We start from the raw sequence: 16,997 nt of genomic DNA, 5'->3' as shown, positions 1-16,997 counted from the left end.
TGAATCGTCTTCAGTCAGAGACAAGCTTTAAGAAAGGAGTAAGAGCAAAACAAATGAAAGCTAATCGCAACACCAATTACCTTGAAAAGGTTATTTTTGGCAAGTGAATTTTCATGCTCTTACCCTGTGCTAAACCCCAATCATCTAATTTACCATTAAATTTAATTGATGCCATTTCAAATGTTAAGTCTCCCGACTTATCTTTAGCGCTTTCACTGTATTCTTTATATGAATAATTAGCTCTTAATGTGCCTGATACATTTATGCCATCATCAGTATCTTGTGCGACTGAATAGTTTGCAACAAAACACAGTGACACCAAAGTTGATAATAAAGAAAGTTTAAATAATTTCATTATATATATTCCAATTTAATTGTTAGTATTAATGTATATAAACGATCGTTACCATTTCATTTTGGTTAAATCACATTGAATAACTTCATCTTTATGTGCGGGAGTACCAGGATTTTTAGCTGACTCACACAGTAATGTTGTACCGTAGTCATTACGTTTGTCGTCGGCATTACTTCTGGCCCAAACGGATACAATTGCACGCTCTTCAGGTTTTGCTTCACAGCTACCATCTACCTCAAATGCGTGAATGGTGTTTTGATGAAAATACATCAGTGGATCCATATCTGCACTGCCAGAAAGCCACATAGTGTGGCCATTATGTTGACCAGCATCAAACTGTACTTGTCGCATTGTGTCGTCTTGCTTTACGGTGGTGAGTAATGGTGAGTCTTCACGAACAGCAAAGCTTTTAAATTCATTAGCACATGCAGGTACTCGCATATTGTAATAAATTTCAGATATTGCATGGTTATGATAAGGGTAAAGCGTATCTACCGACTGAACTGTCATGCCAATTTCGGCACCCACTTTTTGATTATTAATTTCGTCAATGCGCAGTAATCCCCAATGGCCAAAGATTTCGGCGTAAGCATAACCACCACGTATATTGTTGTAATTTTTATCATTACGTTTACTTTCTTCGGCATACATTGGGAACCAACCCGCTGCAGCCCATAAGTTAGGTAAAGTATTGGCACTGATGTCGGTTGGAAATGCTGAAGGCATTTTAATTTCGTTACCCGTAACCATTTTGGTAAAGTTTTTGGTAAATTCTTTACCGAGTTTACGGACATCTTTATTGGTGACTTTGGTGTCAAAGAAGGTATCGAATGTGGTGCGTTTAAGCCATTTGGCAACGGGGGACTTTTGCGCTAGCTCTCCACCTGGACTGTAAATCCAATCAACATCTTCGCGAGCACCAAAACACTTTTTCGCTTTGTTTGGATTATTAATCACCTGGTAAATGTTTTTAACAAGAAGCTTCATGTCGCGGCGATCCATGATGCACATATTCTTACCACCTTCGGTAGAATCATACATCGCTTGATCTGAATTTAAGCATGGACCATTTTCACTATTGGTTAATGCTACAGCGTAAGACTGTAAATATTGCAGTGTTTCATTCCACAGAATATCGACATATTGTTGATCAGTTTTAGAATAAGTTTGCTCGGCGCCTAAACAAGTAAACTCTGCATCATTAATATCGTTAGCATCTAAAAATGCAGGTAACTCATTTGCCATACTAGAACTAGACAACAACATCGCCACTAGTAATATATTATACTTCATACCATCCACCTCATTTTATTATTAGTAATTAAAATGGATTTTACTCGTGGAATTAATTCCAAAAACCAACTTGGTACATATTAATAACAAGTAACTCACATACCTCTAAGATCAATTAAATCTAGTTAGTTATTTAGTTATTTAGTTATTTAGTTATTTAGTTATTTAGTTATTTAGTTATTTAGTTATTTAGCAAGATAAAGACTACCGTTAAAATAATAAATATAAATTAGCATTAAAAATAAAGCCGCATATTAATATGCGGCTTTAAATGCTAATAAAGATTAAATTAACTTACCCTTTATGTTTATCAAACTTAAACGTATGACAGTTACTGCATAATGGCTCTTTTGTTTTATGTTCGCTATGACACTCTTGGCAAGGAACATCTTTACCATAGTGAAGGTTGTTATGTGGATTTTGCCACTTGTCTTCTTCACTTCTGGCGGTTTTCTTAGCTAACTCATCAACATCATGACACTGCAAACAGGCTTGATCAGATGGAAACTGCTTAATGCCATTGTCATGACAGGCTTTACAGTCTTTACCGATAACCTCTTTATGGTAGTCACGGATCTCTGCTGACTGTACTGATAAACTGGTTAATCCAAGTAGTACCAGCCCAAGTATAATATTAAAGTTTTTCATTAATGATTCCTCTTGTTCACTGGTCTAATTAAACTTTCATGATGCTGCGAGCGGCTGTCATACCCATCACCATACATTCTGGGATAGAACAACTGCCTAAACGGCTAACGCCATGAATACCACCACACACTTCGCCAGCGGCATAAAGTCCTGGAATAGACTGATCAGTCAAGCTATCTGTGACTTCGGCTTTAGTATTCACTTTTACGCCACCCTGGCAGTAATGTACTTTTGGCCATAAACGCACAACAGTAAATGGTGCTTCAATAATCTTGTTTTTAGCCAAGGTCATATCTTTACCAAATTGCTTATCTACACCGCTATTAACATAGCCGTTATATTCTGCGATCTGCTCTTTTAACGCTTTGAGTGGCACGTTGAAGTGTTTAGCCAACTCTTCTACAGATTCAAATTTCCAACCGACATTGTACTTAATGACTTTTTCGGTATTTGGATGGGCTTTAGAATCTTTAAAGCTGGAGATCAAAATCGGCGGTACAGGATTACCTTTCTCATCACGGTTACTTAATTCAGCATCAGCACGGATTTTACGGTCGGCAATTTCATTCATAAAACGCTTACCGGTGGTACGGCTAACCGCAATTGAATGAGGCATGTTGAAAATGGAATAGTTAGACACATAACCAAAGCCACCTTCATCAGGTGAAGCCCAAGGACCTGATTGAATATGAGCTAAATGCACAGGAATAGCACCTAAACGGAACATTTCGAACATGCCCTCGCCTGTTGCACCTGGGGCGTTGGTACAACCAACATCTGCTGTTAGGGTTGGGTCTTGCGCCATACGTAGATTAACGTTTTGCGCAAAGCCACCAGTCGCCATAATCACACCTTTTTTGGCGCGAATATTTAAGACTTTACCTGGCTGGTCTTCACCGAAATGATAATTTTGGCGCATTTTAACGCCGACAACTTCACCCTTTTGGCCGACTAAAAAGCCTTCAAATTTTGAACGATTGTGAGTGTTTACACCAATACGTTTACACTCTTTGTACAATGGTTGAGTGATACCTGCGCCACAGCTTACTGACGTTTGGTAAGTACGTGCAACCGAGTGACCACCTAGCTGTTGTAAGTAAGGATGGTATTCAGAACCCGCATCTAAGGTCATTTGTAACGCTTCAACTGCATGCGATGCAACGTGGCGCAACAAAGCTTCATCGGCAATACCACGGCCTGAAGCCAATTGGTCATTAACCATTCGGTCTACCGAATCTTCTACACCTTCTTTCTTTTGCATTGGCGTACCAGGCGCTGCAAATAAGCCACCGTTAATCGCCGAGTTACCACCAAAGTAGGACATCTTTTCAAATATATGGACGTCTTTTGCACCATGTTTAGTCGCTTCAATTGCCGCTGCTAAACCTGCAAAGCCAGAACCAATAATAACGATTTCGACTTCTTTATCCCATTTAACACCGTCAGCCTTTTCAGACACTGCCATTGCTGGTGCTACCATCGCTGCACCAGCAGCAATACCTAGACCTGCAATAAACTTACGGCGCCCTAATAGATCTATATTGCTCATAGGTTATCACCCCTTTTTATATTATTGACGCTTCATCATATCGATGGAATCAATTCCAAAATGGGAACTAATGTTAATGTTTGGTGAAAAGAAGGCTCAATGTTAACTAATCAATTGTAGGTATTACTTTACAAGAAACTGTTAACTGATTGCTATTTTGGAATACAGTCCAAGCTGTGTGGCTGGTTTTTTATGCTGTAAATCGTTAACATATTTGCCTGAGGACGACCTCAACCTAAATAAATACTTAGGACTTCACCCGGGGACGGCCCCATCTGTTCATATTCAGACAGGAGCCACCACCATGCTGCTTTATTCCAAATTCACTGCGATGTTATCTTTAAAGAACCTTGGCGATATCGGCCAATCTCAATCTCTCATTAAAAAAGCGTCTAAATTCATACCTTACTTAATATTTGCGTTGAGCTTATTAAGCATAAATAGCCATGCAGCAGAGCAGCAAGATCACAGCCAACATGCAGAGCATCCGGTAAAAATGGGTTTACATGGAATGTTACTCTTTGGTAGTCAATACGGCCTTTTTGCCTCTCACTTGCCTATGTTCCATCAACCGCATAACGCGCAAGTGGTGTATAAATTGTCGTTTGCGGACCCAAAAATCCAGGCTGAAGTCATTAAGGGTATTCGCGCGTCTGCTAACAGTAATGACCCCGTTTGGACCATAGTACCTACCACTTTTGATTTATCACTATTAGCTCCACAGCACCCACAAAACATCACTCAACTTACGGTAGATGTGGTTAAAGGACACTTTGAACGCGGTGGTGAAATGCAGTGGCAGGCGCAAACAATCAATGTCGATAAAATGGAATTATTTAATCCATTACCACTTGAAAGTGGCTTAGCAAAAGAGGCTGAAAATCATTACCTTAACCTCAATTATCAGCCAAATGACAAGGTGCAGTTTTTAGTTAACACACTGACGTCTCGCCCAGATGCTGACCATATTGTGCGTCTTGATGAGGTAAACGCCTCTTTGCCTAAAACGGTAACACTCGCCGCAGAGCAGCACTTATTTAACACTGAAGCGCAATTATCATCCGCGCTACCTGATGTCACCAGTGTGCATCGTATTTACCTTGAACTCGGTGAGTTAAAATGAGCCAATGCACTCTCGCTGTATTTCAGCATCACCCCGCCGAAGGAGTCGGGCGCATTGCATTATGGGCACAACATCACAACATCAAACTGGTATGCTTTTATGCACCGGAGGATTTACCAAAATCGCTAGCTAATTTTCATGGTTTGATTGTGTTGGGTGGGCCAATGAATGTGGCTGATAACCCGCTATGGATGCAAGCTGAAGCTGAATTGATTACACAAGCGTTAGTATTACAACGACCGATTTTAGCCATATGCTTAGGGGCACAATTACTGGCGACTCAACTTGGCGGCCAGATCATTGAAATGCCAGCACCAGAACAAGGCTGGCAAGATATTCGCTTTAATGACGGCAGCGTATTAACGGTTCCGCAATGGCATGAACAAGCCATCACCTTGCCGCAGCATATTGCAGTATTGGCCTCAAGTGAACAATGTCCGGTACAAATGTACCGCCATCAGCATGCCATTGGTTTGCAATTTCATCCTGAATGGGATGCTAAACAAATAGAGCAGCTAACTGAGTTTTTTGCTGATGAATGCCCAATAACCACAGGGCCACACACTCAACAACATCAAACCCAACTTGACCAATTTTTATTTGAGCTACTTGATGCGCAATTTGTGTGAATTAATTATCTTCACACAAATTACGCCCTGCGGCATAACAGCTTGGTTGGCGAGGACATACTGCGCCACGAGAGCAAATTAAGCGCGCTTCGCTTTTAATCCCGCGTTCAATCCAATTAATATTGAGGATTTTCGCCACGCTGGTGAGGTCTTTTTTAATGTGTTTAGGAATAACAATTGAGCCACCGTTACCAGCGCAAGCTTGTTTTAAATCGTTGGCAATAGATTGCGCGTCCTTGCCTTGCGCCTCAATTGCTGGATTTAAATCGATACCGGCACACAGCACATGTGGGTTACCAGCCGAGTCATCGACCTTGATCGACTCACAACAGTAAATTCGCGGTTCATTGCCAACATTTAAAATCGATATTTGCGCCGATGTGCCTTCAACCGGTTCGCTGATCATTCTAAATACAGCCCAGTGCTGACACGGATCTTCCACTAGGCGCATATTGCCCCACGGCAGTGGAATACCATTGCCTCGATACACCGCTTTAAGCTTACCAGGTGCATAAGCATCAAAGTAATGCCAGTGCGGGTAAGGCGATACCACGGTCATGCGGCGCATGGCCACTGAGGCTGACACTTGCAATTGTTTATGCACGCTAATTTCATAGCCGTGACGGTCAAGTAATTGTCGATACGGCACTTTAGGACACAATAACGCGCCGGCAAAAAAGCTTGATTCAAAATCACGCCACGCGTGCAAAATATCTTGCGCGTTTAAGGTATTTGACTGAGGCACGAGTGCATCGTCAAAGTCATCACGGCGGCCCGACATCATCACACTCTTTAAGCCGTCTTTATTGTGCAACACGCAATGGCCGATGTGCACCGCCAAATCATACCTCAATCTACTGGGTCTATTTTTCAACACGTTACTGATATAAATAGTGCCTGGCGGTTCAAAAAACGAGGTGACTAATTGCTTAGAACTCAACCCCATTTCATTGATAACTTCTTTCGGAGCCCGGTCAATCCACTTGATTTTTAACCCCATACCTTTGGCGATATCGATAATATCTTCGGTGGCCAACGGCATGCGTTTTAAGCCCACTTCTTCGGCGGCACGCTCTAAATCTGGAAAGTGATTTTGATGATGCTCCTGGTGTGCGCGGATCAGCAAATGCGCAAATTGACGACCACTGGTGCCGGTTTGCGACAGCATTTCAGGAATGGCAATTTGCAGAATGTCATTAGAAAATAAAAAACTTGGCTCCAGAGGCATGCCACTGATGCCACCTTTGTTACCTTTTTCGGGCGTAATAGCTTCATCTTCGGGCACGTCATCGAGAAACCAACCCACTTCTTTTTGGAAAACAACCGCAATCACCGCCAACATATCTGCACTAGGAACCCGTTTTCCGCGTTCAATCATCGACAAATATGACACAGATGGCGAATTGCTCGAGTCAACACGTACACAACGTGCCGACAAGTCTTCCATTGTTAAGTTGTTGCGTTTACGCAAGTTTCTTATCTTTGTGCCCAAAAAATGGGTCTTTCGCATTAAGCTTTTTTCATTTCTCATTTTGTATAATTCACACTGTAAAATTTTTATTGTGAAATTGTTTGTAAAAATAGCATAGACTAAAAATCAAGCTGCGAACAAGGCTTAATGATAAACAATAATTAAAATGGTTCTGTGACCTACAACAATACGAAGAGGAATAAGGCGATGAATATGTCTACTCAAGCAAGCTCTACAGCCACCCAAAACCTTAACCGCTTCATTGGTGAGCAATTTGTGGCGACCACTAATCAAAATGACCGCAGCACAAATGCGAAAGAATTTTTGGATGCGCAATTCCCATTAGCCGATGGCTCACATCAAGATGTGTCTAGTTATGTGGTTTACTACAATCACTTACTGGCTTTCTTAAAAGATGGCACCCAGTGTGGCTTACAAAATCCATGTCAATTTGTGGCGTTAACGGGTCACAAAAATGAACCGACTTCTGTGGTATTAAAAAACAACGATACCCATGTTGAAATTTGTTTTGACCGCCTAGGTAAGCTAGGTGCTAATGACGACGCTAATATTGAAGATATTCAGGTGTCTATGCCAATTAAAAACTTACCAACACCTTACAAGCAGTGGATCAGCTTATTACACACTAGCTGTCAGCCTACAGAAGGCAACTGCAAGGTATTTACCGCTAAAGACGGTAGCGATTACGCACTACATCAGCGTTAATACATACTCGAAACGATGCATTGTGGTAGCAATAGATATTTAACACAGTAAATAGTGACAATAAAATTGCGGCCATTAAACAAAAAAGGCTTCTCCCATTTAATCAATGTGAGAAGCCTTTTTGTTATGGTGTTAGTCGAACATTAATAACCTGGTGATTACGGCCAAAAAAAGCGTGATTGCTGCGCCACGTGATTTTCAGGCTCTACTGGTGTTGGATTTACCGCACTGTAAACTTGGCTCACACTAAATTGCAGTGTTTGCTGACTCGCATCATCGATTCGCTCATTGCGACGAGCGCTAACCGTAATGGGGTAATCTAATTGCTCACCGGGTTTTATCTGCACCACGGTATCGGTCACTATGGTAAACGTTGGCGCTTTATCACTGAGCACCGTAATCTTATAAACCGCAGCTTGCTGGGTTTTATTGCGAATTTTAAGTTGATAACTGTTTTCGACAGTATCGATACCCACTTCACGGTACAAGGTTTGACGGTCGCGAATCACATTAAGCTGAATATCGCTCAATTGACTTAAATCGATAATAATTAACCCAATCATAATCAGTAAAGCACTGGCATACCCTAAAGCTTTTAACGAAAACAAACTGGCTTTGGGTTGGCCTTTCAACACGTTTTCGCTAGTAAAGCTGATTAAATTGGGTGCATAACCAAATTTGTCCATGGTTTGATTGCACGCATCAACACAGGCCCCACAGTTAATGCATTCGTATTGTAAGCCGTTACGAATATCAATGCCTGTTGGACACACATCAACGCATAAATTGCAGTCAACACAGTCACCTAAATCTGTTTTTTGTGAGCGTTTACGCGGCCCTCTAGACTCGCCACGCGCAGCATCGTAACTTACCGTTTTGGTATTTGCATCAAACATCACCGCCTGAAAACGTGAATACGGACAACAATGCAGGCACATCATTTCACGCATCCAACCGGCGTTTAAATAAGTACAAATAGCAAAAAACCACACCCACGTACCGGTCCAAAAACCACTGCTTGCACTAAATATATCAATGTACAGTTCACGCGCAGGCATAAAATAACTGATAAATCCGCAGCCCGTAAGCAACGCAAACACTATCCACAGCGCATGCTTAGTGACACGTTTACGCAATTTACTTAACGACCACGGCGCTTTGTCTAACGCTGCCCGGTGATGATGGTTACCCTCAACTTTTGCTTCAACCCACATGTAAATAAATGTCCAAGCGGTTTGCGGACACAAAAAACCGCACCATACTCGGCCCCAATACACGGTCACAAAAAACAGCGCAAAGGCGGCCGCCATAAAAAACCATGCTAATACGGTAAAGTCTTGTGGCCATAAGGTGAGATTAAAGAAAAAGAATTGTTGCTCAGTAACATCAAACAGAATCGCTTGGCGCCCCTGGTAATTAATAAATGGCAGCAGAAAAAATACCGCGATTAATAGGGTATTACTGTACTGACGTAATCGTTGAAATATTCCCTTTTGCTCACGCACATGAATTTTAGTCGACGGTGTGGCAATTTGAACCACCGGAATACGTTGCGACGTGCGGATGTTGGCACTCGGCTCGGCCACTGGCGCGGTGTGATTTGATGAGTTGGGCATAACTGGTTTCCTATAACACGATACTGCCTTGCTATAGCAAAGACTGCGCCAACTACAAATTAAACATAACCATATGATTTAAATTATTTTTAAATAAACCCCGCTCGCAACGAGTCACGATATAACACGTAAATGGCGATATATCGCGACTCGCTGTAAAAATTAAAGAACGCGTTATTGAGATAATGAGTGAGATAGATGTAAATAGTTGCTGGATAATAAGTGAATCACTTAGCGTGTGATGGCGAGTTTTTTCATGCGCGAACGTAATGTGCTAGCAGGCATATCGAGCATGGCTGCAGCGCCTTGAGGCCCTGAAATACGCCAATGGGTAGCATTTAACACCGCAACAATGTGAGCCGCTTCTGCTTGGGCCATCGTTAAAGTGCTGGTCGCTAGCGGTGACGCCACAACTGCGGGTAAGGTATTAAATGACAATTGGCCGTTAGGCGATAAAATAATTTCTCGCTCAATCAAGTTTTGCAGTTCTCGTACATTACCGGGCCAGCTGTACTGTTGTAAGTTTTTTAATCCTTTGGTACTGACTTTAGTGATTTTTTTGCCTAATTTTTTACCCAATGACGCAGCTAAATCGCTCACCAATTGTGGAATATCTTCACGGCGATCTCGTAGCGGCGGTACGGTGATTGGAAATACATTTAAGCGATAATATAAATCCATTCGAAACAACCCCTGCTCAACTCGGGCTGCTAAATCATGGTGAGTCGCGGCAATTAAACGGATGTTTACGCTAATGGTGTCGCTGCTGCCTACCCGCTCAAAACTGTGCTCTTGAATAACGCGTAATAGCTTTGATTGGGCAGACAAACTCAGCTCAGCAATCTCATCTAAAAATAATGTGCCATTGTGCGCTAACTCAAACCGACCTTTACGTCTTGCTGTTGCACCGGTAAATGCGCCTTTTTCATGGCCGAACAGCTCGCTTTCTAATAATGCACTGGAAAAAGCCGCACAGTTGACGCTCACCATGGGCTGATCTTTTCGATGACTCAAGCGATGCAAACTACGGGCAACTAATTCTTTACCTGTGCCATTTTCACCGCAAATCAAAACGGTACTGTCAGTATTGGCCACGAGGTTAATCTGTTGCACTAACTGTTTAATCGGTTGGCTGTTGCCTGACAACCCAAGCGCACCTTGTTGGCCTTGCAGTTCAGTCAATAAATATTGGTTTTCTGATGCGAGGCGTTCAGACAATGCCTGCACTTGCGCTAACGCTTGCCTAAGGGAATGTTCTGTATGCTTTTGCATACTAACGTCACGAAATATCGCGATAACGCCCACGAGTTTGTGTTGATGATAAACTGGCGTTGAGCTGTAATACACCGGAAAGCTGCTGCCGTCTTTACGCCAAAAAACATCATCAGAAACTTGCCGCGGTATCGCGTCATGCAAGGTGCGATAAATGGGGCAATCGTGCTGCGGATAATGAGTCCCATCAGCATGGCTGTGATGATGACAATCGTGGATATTTTTGCCGATCAACTCTTCATTTTTCCAGCCAGTCATTTGTTCAGCGGCGGGGTTAATAAATACCGCATTTCCGTCTAAGTCAAAACCGTATACGCCTTCGGTCATGGCATTCAACAATAAGGTGTTTTCAGGTAAAAAATGGTTAGCTGTTACGATTAAATCGGTATCTGAATGAGCCATTTTCGCCACATCTGTTACAAATCATGGTACCAGTATAACCAAGTCACGAAATATCGCGACTTAATACTCACCTCTGTATGAGATTTATGCCTTTAGCACTCAATTTACTTAACCATTACGCACGACCTTTTCGATATATAAGCTAAACTGATAGAAACACGGTCTTTATTGTTATAGTGTTAATTATAATCAATCGGTTACAAACATTTATGTGATTAATGAGTATCGTCCGAAATAAGCGTCCCTAACCCTGATAGGGATGACGTATTTATCAATGTTGTGGGTTATGATGGACAATGCTTACCGGGTTAACTTTTATGTTACATGCATACCAAGAAGGCGAATAAAGACCAATGACTCGACTCACTTACTGTTTATTGTGTTTATCTTATTTAGTGTGTTCCTCGCTAAGTGCTGCCTCTTTAACGGTAACCATCACCGATAATCAGGGCGTCGCATTAGGTGATGCCGTTGTAGAATTAACCCCCATCACGGCAACAGAGTTACCACCCACAACGCCGCAGCATTATGAAATGCGCCAACAAGATCGTATTTTTTCACCGTTTGTACTTGCTGTACCTCAAGGTGCTCAAGTCGATTTCCCTAACTTAGACCGCACTCGCCATCATGTTTATTCTTTTTCTGAAGCCAAGCAATTTGAATTAAAGCTGTATGTTGGCAAAACTGAGTCGCCAATTTTATTTGATCAGCCAGGTTTAGTGGCCATTGGCTGTAATATTCACGACTATATGCAAGCCTTTATTTATGTAGCAAAAAGCCCTTATTTTGCGTCAAGCGATGACAAGGGATTGGCCAACATTACCGATTTACCGGCTGGCGAATATAGCGTGACGCTTTGGCACCCTTGGCAACAAGCAGAAACGGCCCCGACGACAATGATGATTAATAAAGAGATTGATGCTGTCACATTAACATTGGATGTTGATAGACAAGATAAGCCTTCTTCACCGCCTGGCGGATTTGGTGTTAACCTCAATGCAAGTTCACACGTAGGACAACATGCCAAATAGTTTCCGTAGCCGGCTGATTATTGCTTTTTTACTCATATTAACGCTAATGCAGTTAACCACAGCGCTGTTTGTGCTGACCGCAACGCAACGAGACTACCGCCAACAGCAAGCTCAAAACCTCAATATTGGATCAAATATTTTTGTTGAAATGTTGTCAAATCGAAGCGACCAGCTCAGTCAGAGTTTGTCATTATTGAGTGCTGACTTTGGCTTTAAACGCGCTGTCGCCACGGGAGAGCAAGACACCATATCATCGGTGTTAGCTAATCACGGTCGACGGATTAACGCCAATGCGGTCATATTATTGTCGCCAAAAGGCACATTACTGTCATCAAGTTTGCTAGGGCTTACGCCAGAAAATATCGATGACCTATTTGCTTTAACCCAAAATCGTTCAACCAGTTTCGATATCTTTAATGTTGACCACAGTAGCTACCAATTTGTGTTACAACCCGTAAAAGCACCCACATTAATTGCTTGGGTGGGCATGGGGTTTACCATGGATAAAGCGGTAGCTGACCAAGCCAAGACCATTACTGGCATTGATATTAGCTTTATTAACCAGTCAGGTAGAGTCGATATCGTGTCAACGTTGCCCGAAGGTTTACAGCAACAAGTGTTGGCAAACATCACCCAAATAGCACAAAACGTGGATAACTTTAGCGACACGGTTGTCAGCGAGTATTTATCCACTACGATTGCCCTTGATAAAAACAGTGGCCACCAATGGGCGGTGTTACACCAGTCAAATGAAAAATGGCAACAAAGTTACGATGCGCTGCGTAACAATATGCTGGTGATATTTGCAATCACCTGTTTATTGGCATTCTTAATAGCCGCCTGGTTTGCAGGCGGGCTCACCCAGCCTATTTACGCCCTGGTTAACTTTGCCCGTAAAGTCGGTCAAGGTGAAAATCCGCAACCCATTATGGGTGCGCCAGCGGAACTGCAAGTGTTAGCCAATACCTTGTCGGTAATGCGGGAGAATATTGAGTCGCGCGAACACGATTTAGTCTACCAATCACAACATGACAACTTAACCGGTTTGTATAACCGTGTTGCGGCGAAACAACAACTCGGCCAACTTTTAATGCAAATGCATGGCTGCATCGCGATGATAGACATTAAAAACTTTCGACATTTAAATAATATTATCGGCTTTGCGAATGCCGACAATTTACTCATGCTGTTTGCCAGTCGCTTAGAAAGCTTATCGCCAACGGCTGCATTAATATCCCGTTTAGATGGCGACTCATTTTTATTGTTATTTCAACCCGTTATTAGCCGTGAACAACTCGATATTTATTTACAGCAACTGACTAAGCCTTATGATATTGAAGGCTCTAAAATCAGCGTGAATGTGCGTGTTGGGCTGGTTGAGTTGAGTGATGACTATGACCACAATGATATCGACAAGTTAATTCGCCACGCAGAAATTGCATTAAATCAAGCCCGTATTGAATCGTTAGCCATTGCCACTTATTTGCAAGGCGAGGATGAGCGTTATCTGCGCGAGTTAATGATTATTCGCGATTTACCGATTGCCATTAGTCAGGGGCAGCTGCATTTGGTGTTTCAACCTAAAGTGGATATTCACAACAATCGCTGCAATAGCGCCGAGACATTAATTCGTTGGCAGCATCCGCAACTCGGGTTTATTCCCCCAGATGAATTTATTCGTTTAGCTGAAAACTCGGGCAATATTTCGATGATCAGTGACTGGGTGCTTAACGCCACAGTGAAACAATTAGCCCAATGGAAAGCTCAGGGAATTGAGCTAAAAGTTGCGATTAACTTATCGGCTCACGATCTCACTAATGCCCAACTGCCTCAAGATATTAAACAGCTGTTAGCTGATCATGATTTACCGATTGAAGCACTGTCAATAGAGGTTACCGAAGGTGCGGTGATGAAGGACGCTCAAACGGTTATCGCGGTATTGCAGCAATTTAAAGGTATTGGCATCGCCATCGCCATTGATGACTTTGGTACCGGGCATTCGTCACTGGCCTATTTAAAGCTGTTACCCGTAAATGAAGTGAAAATTGATCGCAGCTTTATTAAAGATATTCATACAGATGCCACAGATTTAATGATTGTCGACACCAGTATTCGGCTCATTAAAGGGCTTAATTTGTCTGTGGTTGCTGAAGGGGTTGAGTCAACAGAAGGTATCGACATTTTACGTCGACTCGATTGCGATATAGTGCAAGGTTATGTGTATTCAAAACCGCTTAAAGCGGATGATTTTGCAATATGGTTTAGCCAATTTAATCAGGCCGATCTGGCCGCTAAACTCAAAGATACGGTGAGTTAATGTTTCGAAATATATTCATCATCAGCCTATATATTGTGGCGGGTATAAGCCTACCAGCACATGCCGATACGAGCAAAGTGATTGCCACTGGTGGTGCCACCACCATTGAAGGTACGGCGGGCGGCGGAATTGTGCCATGGGCAGTCATAAATGGTTATGCCAGCTCAGACCAATGGTCAGTAACCGCAATGAATACCCAGGTTTCAGTTGATGATTTTACTTTACATGCCGTTGGGGCATCGCTGAGTATCAATAATCGATTCGAGTTAAGTTTAGCTAAACAGACTTTCGATCTCGACACTATGGGCGGCAAGCTTGGCCAAGATATTGTTGGCGTTAAATACAAACTTGCAGGCGAATTACTTTACAGTAATCTGCCGCAAATAAGCGTAGGCATGCAATACAAACGCGTTGATGACTTTGCCATTCCACAAGCGGTGGGATCACGAAGTGATTGGGGGCTAGATGTCTATCTTGCGGCCAGTAAAGTGTATTTTGATGCCATTGCCGGTCGCAACCTAGTAACAAATTTAACCCTCAGAGCCACCAAGGCTAATCAAACTGGATTACTGGGTTTTGGCACCGCGACAAACAACAATTATCACCTGCAAGCAGAAGCTTCTATTGCGTTACTGTTAACCGACAGCTTTGCTGTGGGTTATGAATACAAACAAAAACCTAATCAACTCGGCTTTGCCAAGGAAGATGACTGGCAGGATATCTTTGCTGCCTGGTTTATCAATAAACATATGTCTCTTGTAGGTGCATATGTCGACTTGGGTAGTATTGCGGGGTTTAAGCAACAAAAAGGCTGGTATTTATCGATTGAGGGGACATTGTAATGCTCACTGCTAAGCACTATTTCATCAGCTTATTCGTTGGCTTACTGCTAGTCGGTTCAGGCTGCGCTAATCAACCGACAACCTTGTATCAACAGTTGGGCGGTAATGCTGGCATTAGCCTAATTACTGATGATTTTTTGGTAAACCTGTCACAAGATAAACGCATAGTGCATCACTTTGCTCAAACTGACATTGAGATATTTCGCCAACGTTTAATTGAGCATTTATGTGTTGTCAGTGGTGGAGGCTGTGAGTATCAAGGAGCATCTATGTTTGATGCGCATATTGGCTTGCATATTAGTCAGGCAGATTTTGATGCCGTTGTCGGTCATTTGATTAACGCATTAACACAACAAAATGTGTCTATTGGTACACGTAATGCGTTACTGGCTAAGCTCGCCCCTATGTATCAAGACATTACCTATCATTAAATAGGCCGTCAAAGAAGTTATCCATCGCAGCACTCACTGACTGCGATGTCATTTTGCCTTAATAAAATGGCGTTGGGTCGATTTCTAGCGTCCCTGGTGATATACCACGTTCGATATTCAGCTCTGTTTTATGTAAATCAACCATCGTCACTTCTGTATAGCGTTTATGCTTTAACGAATAAAAGCATTTTACAATAGGATGTAAAGCATCACGTCCTTTTGAGTCCCATACAATACCCACACGTTCATCAGACAGTTGCACAAGCGAACCCACTGGGTAAATACCCACACAGCGGATAAACTCATAAACCAGTTTTTGGTCTAAATGAAACGGCGTCAAACTGAGCAAAATTTTAAATGCTGCCGCCGGACTCATGGCTTCTTTGTAACAGCGAGTTGCGGTTAGCGCATCGAAAATATCAACAATACAGCTCATGCGACCATGTTGAGGAATTTGGTCTTCGGTGAGTCCATGAGGATAGCCTTTGCCGTCAAGCTTTTCATGATGCATTAAGCACACATCTTTACTCACTTGCGACAATCCTTCGGTCTCGCGCATAATTTCAGCGGCATACACTTGATGCAACTTCATGTGCTCAAACTCTTCCGGAGTTAGCCTTCCAGGTTTATGTAACACTTCATTATCGACTTTGATTTTGCCGATATCATGTAAAATACCGCCCACAGCCATTTGCTTAAGCAATTCACGCTCAAGCCCTAGGTGCTTGCCAAAAGTAACCAGTAAGAATGCGACGTTAATTGAGTGTTCAAGCAGGTAGGCATCTTTAGTGCGTAATGCTGAGATACATTTAAACGCGTCGGCATCGTCCATCACCGACTCAATCATTTTGTCGGCAACGTCTTCAAATTGACCCACTTCGATAGGTTTACCCTCGAAAGTTTCCGACATCACTTTTTTGATCAAACCTTTGGCTTCGGCAAGTAACTTTTTAGCTTGTGCCTGCTGGCCATCGCGAGTCACCGTTGCTTTACGTGCCAATGGATTAGAGGGTGCGTTAGCGCGGTCACCTTTTTTTAATCCGCAGGTGTCTGACGAGCGATCAACATCGACCCACACCACTGCAATATTGTTCTTTTTGAGCTTAACAATTGCGTCACGATGTTTTATTTGACCAGGATTGCGAATATCGACTTTGCTTTGTTGACGATCGATAGCGGTAACAAACATGCCAAGGGCAAGTCTATCAACAGGGATCTTAATGACATTGCTTGATTCAACTGAATCACCCATGTACATGTACTCCGGGAAGAAAAACTTAATAATGAGACTT

Annotated in this window: 15 protein-coding genes; 7 read left to right on the top strand and 8 right to left on the bottom strand. The window is 42.5% G+C overall.

The features are described 5' to 3' along the window. Positions 1 to 76: 76 nt before the first annotated feature. From AC19MV_RS12755 to ardA, 4 genes are all read right to left on the bottom strand, one after another. On the bottom strand, positions 77 to 355 hold the full coding sequence (locus tag AC19MV_RS12755) for a hypothetical protein (protein ID WP_498308001.1): 279 nt from the start codon (positions 353 to 355) through the stop codon (positions 77 to 79). A 48-nt stretch (positions 356 to 403) separates the two neighbouring features. Further along, positions 404 to 1,648, bottom strand: a complete 1,245-nt coding sequence (gene dddY, locus AC19MV_RS12750; RefSeq protein WP_432402341.1) for a dimethylsulfoniopropionate lyase DddY — start codon at positions 1,646 to 1,648, stop codon at positions 404 to 406. Positions 1,649 to 1,942: 294 nt separating this feature from the next. Then, positions 1,943 to 2,296, bottom strand: coding sequence for an acrylate reductase cytochrome subunit ArdB (gene ardB, locus AC19MV_RS12745; protein ID WP_498298432.1), 354 nt, complete (start codon positions 2,294 to 2,296; stop codon positions 1,943 to 1,945). 28 nt (positions 2,297 to 2,324) lie between these two features. After that, on the bottom strand, positions 2,325 to 3,845 hold the full coding sequence (gene ardA / locus AC19MV_RS12740) for an acrylate reductase flavoprotein subunit ArdA (protein ID WP_498307999.1): 1,521 nt from the start codon (positions 3,843 to 3,845) through the stop codon (positions 2,325 to 2,327). Positions 3,846 to 4,149: 304 nt separating this feature from the next. Here ardA and AC19MV_RS12735 point away from each other — a divergent pair, with 304 nt between their 5' ends. Both AC19MV_RS12735 and AC19MV_RS12730 read left to right on the top strand, forming a co-directional pair. Beyond that, positions 4,150 to 4,968: a hypothetical protein gene (locus tag AC19MV_RS12735; protein WP_498307998.1), complete on the top strand. Its 819-nt coding sequence runs from the start codon at positions 4,150 to 4,152 to the stop codon at positions 4,966 to 4,968. Next, a complete protein-coding gene (locus AC19MV_RS12730; protein ID WP_498307996.1) occupies positions 4,965 to 5,597 on the top strand; it encodes a type 1 glutamine amidotransferase in 633 nt (210 codons plus the stop codon). Before AC19MV_RS12735 ends, AC19MV_RS12730 begins: the two co-directional genes overlap by 4 nt. A 1-nt stretch (position 5,598) precedes the next feature. Here AC19MV_RS12730 and AC19MV_RS12725 read toward each other — a convergent pair whose 3' ends face one another. Continuing rightward, entirely contained in the window at positions 5,599 to 7,128 is a 1,530-nt protein-coding gene (locus tag AC19MV_RS12725) for a DUF3612 domain-containing protein (protein WP_498307994.1), read from the bottom strand. Between the two features lie 147 nt (positions 7,129 to 7,275). Here AC19MV_RS12725 and AC19MV_RS12720 point away from each other — a divergent pair, with 147 nt between their 5' ends. After that, the gene (locus AC19MV_RS12720; RefSeq protein WP_498307993.1) at positions 7,276 to 7,794 is read left to right on the top strand and encodes an aldolase/citrate lyase/malate synthase family protein; all 519 of its coding nucleotides are present in this window, start codon (positions 7,276 to 7,278) and stop codon (positions 7,792 to 7,794) included. A 158-nt stretch (positions 7,795 to 7,952) separates the two neighbouring features. Here the strand turns inward: AC19MV_RS12720 and ccoG are convergent, their stop codons facing one another. Both ccoG and AC19MV_RS12710 read right to left on the bottom strand, forming a co-directional pair. Next, positions 7,953 to 9,410 (bottom strand): cytochrome c oxidase accessory protein CcoG, encoded by a 1,458-nt coding sequence (ccoG, locus tag AC19MV_RS12715; protein WP_498307991.1) that lies wholly within the window; start codon positions 9,408 to 9,410, stop codon positions 7,953 to 7,955. Between the two features lie 231 nt (positions 9,411 to 9,641). Then, entirely contained in the window at positions 9,642 to 11,084 is a 1,443-nt protein-coding gene (locus AC19MV_RS12710) for a sigma-54 interaction domain-containing protein (RefSeq protein ID WP_432402329.1), read from the bottom strand. 353 nt (positions 11,085 to 11,437) lie between these two features. On the opposite strand from AC19MV_RS12710, the gene AC19MV_RS12705 reads away from it, so the two are divergent. Genes AC19MV_RS12705 through AC19MV_RS12690 form a run of 4 tightly spaced genes read left to right on the top strand, consistent with a single transcriptional unit; the run spans position 11,438 to position 15,705 of the window. Next, positions 11,438 to 12,115: a methylamine utilization protein gene (locus AC19MV_RS12705; RefSeq protein ID WP_498307989.1), complete on the top strand. Its 678-nt coding sequence runs from the start codon at positions 11,438 to 11,440 to the stop codon at positions 12,113 to 12,115. Then, complete coding sequence (locus AC19MV_RS12700; protein WP_498307987.1) at positions 12,105 to 14,432, top strand: putative bifunctional diguanylate cyclase/phosphodiesterase; 2,328 nt, start codon at positions 12,105 to 12,107, stop codon at positions 14,430 to 14,432. Before AC19MV_RS12705 ends, AC19MV_RS12700 begins: the two co-directional genes overlap by 11 nt. After that, positions 14,432 to 15,274 carry a DUF3034 family protein gene (locus AC19MV_RS12695; protein ID WP_498307986.1) on the top strand — a complete coding sequence of 281 codons (843 nt, stop codon included), beginning with the start codon at positions 14,432 to 14,434 and terminating at the stop codon, positions 15,272 to 15,274. Before AC19MV_RS12700 ends, AC19MV_RS12695 begins: the two co-directional genes overlap by 1 nt. Further along, complete coding sequence (locus AC19MV_RS12690; protein ID WP_498298446.1) at positions 15,274 to 15,705, top strand: group I truncated hemoglobin; 432 nt, start codon at positions 15,274 to 15,276, stop codon at positions 15,703 to 15,705. The genes AC19MV_RS12695 and AC19MV_RS12690 overlap by 1 nt, the downstream gene beginning before the upstream one ends. Before the next feature lie 58 nt (positions 15,706 to 15,763). On the opposite strand, the gene AC19MV_RS12685 is transcribed toward AC19MV_RS12690, so the two are convergent. Further along, positions 15,764 to 16,957, bottom strand: a complete 1,194-nt coding sequence (locus tag AC19MV_RS12685; protein WP_498307985.1) for a cyclic di-GMP phosphodiesterase — start codon at positions 16,955 to 16,957, stop codon at positions 15,764 to 15,766. Between the last annotated feature and the right edge of the window lie 40 nt (positions 16,958 to 16,997).

The organism is Shewanella sp. MF05913 (assembly GCF_059758095.1).
The sequence above is the reverse complement of the archived record's forward strand: the minus strand, read 5'-3'. Positions and strand labels throughout refer to the sequence as shown.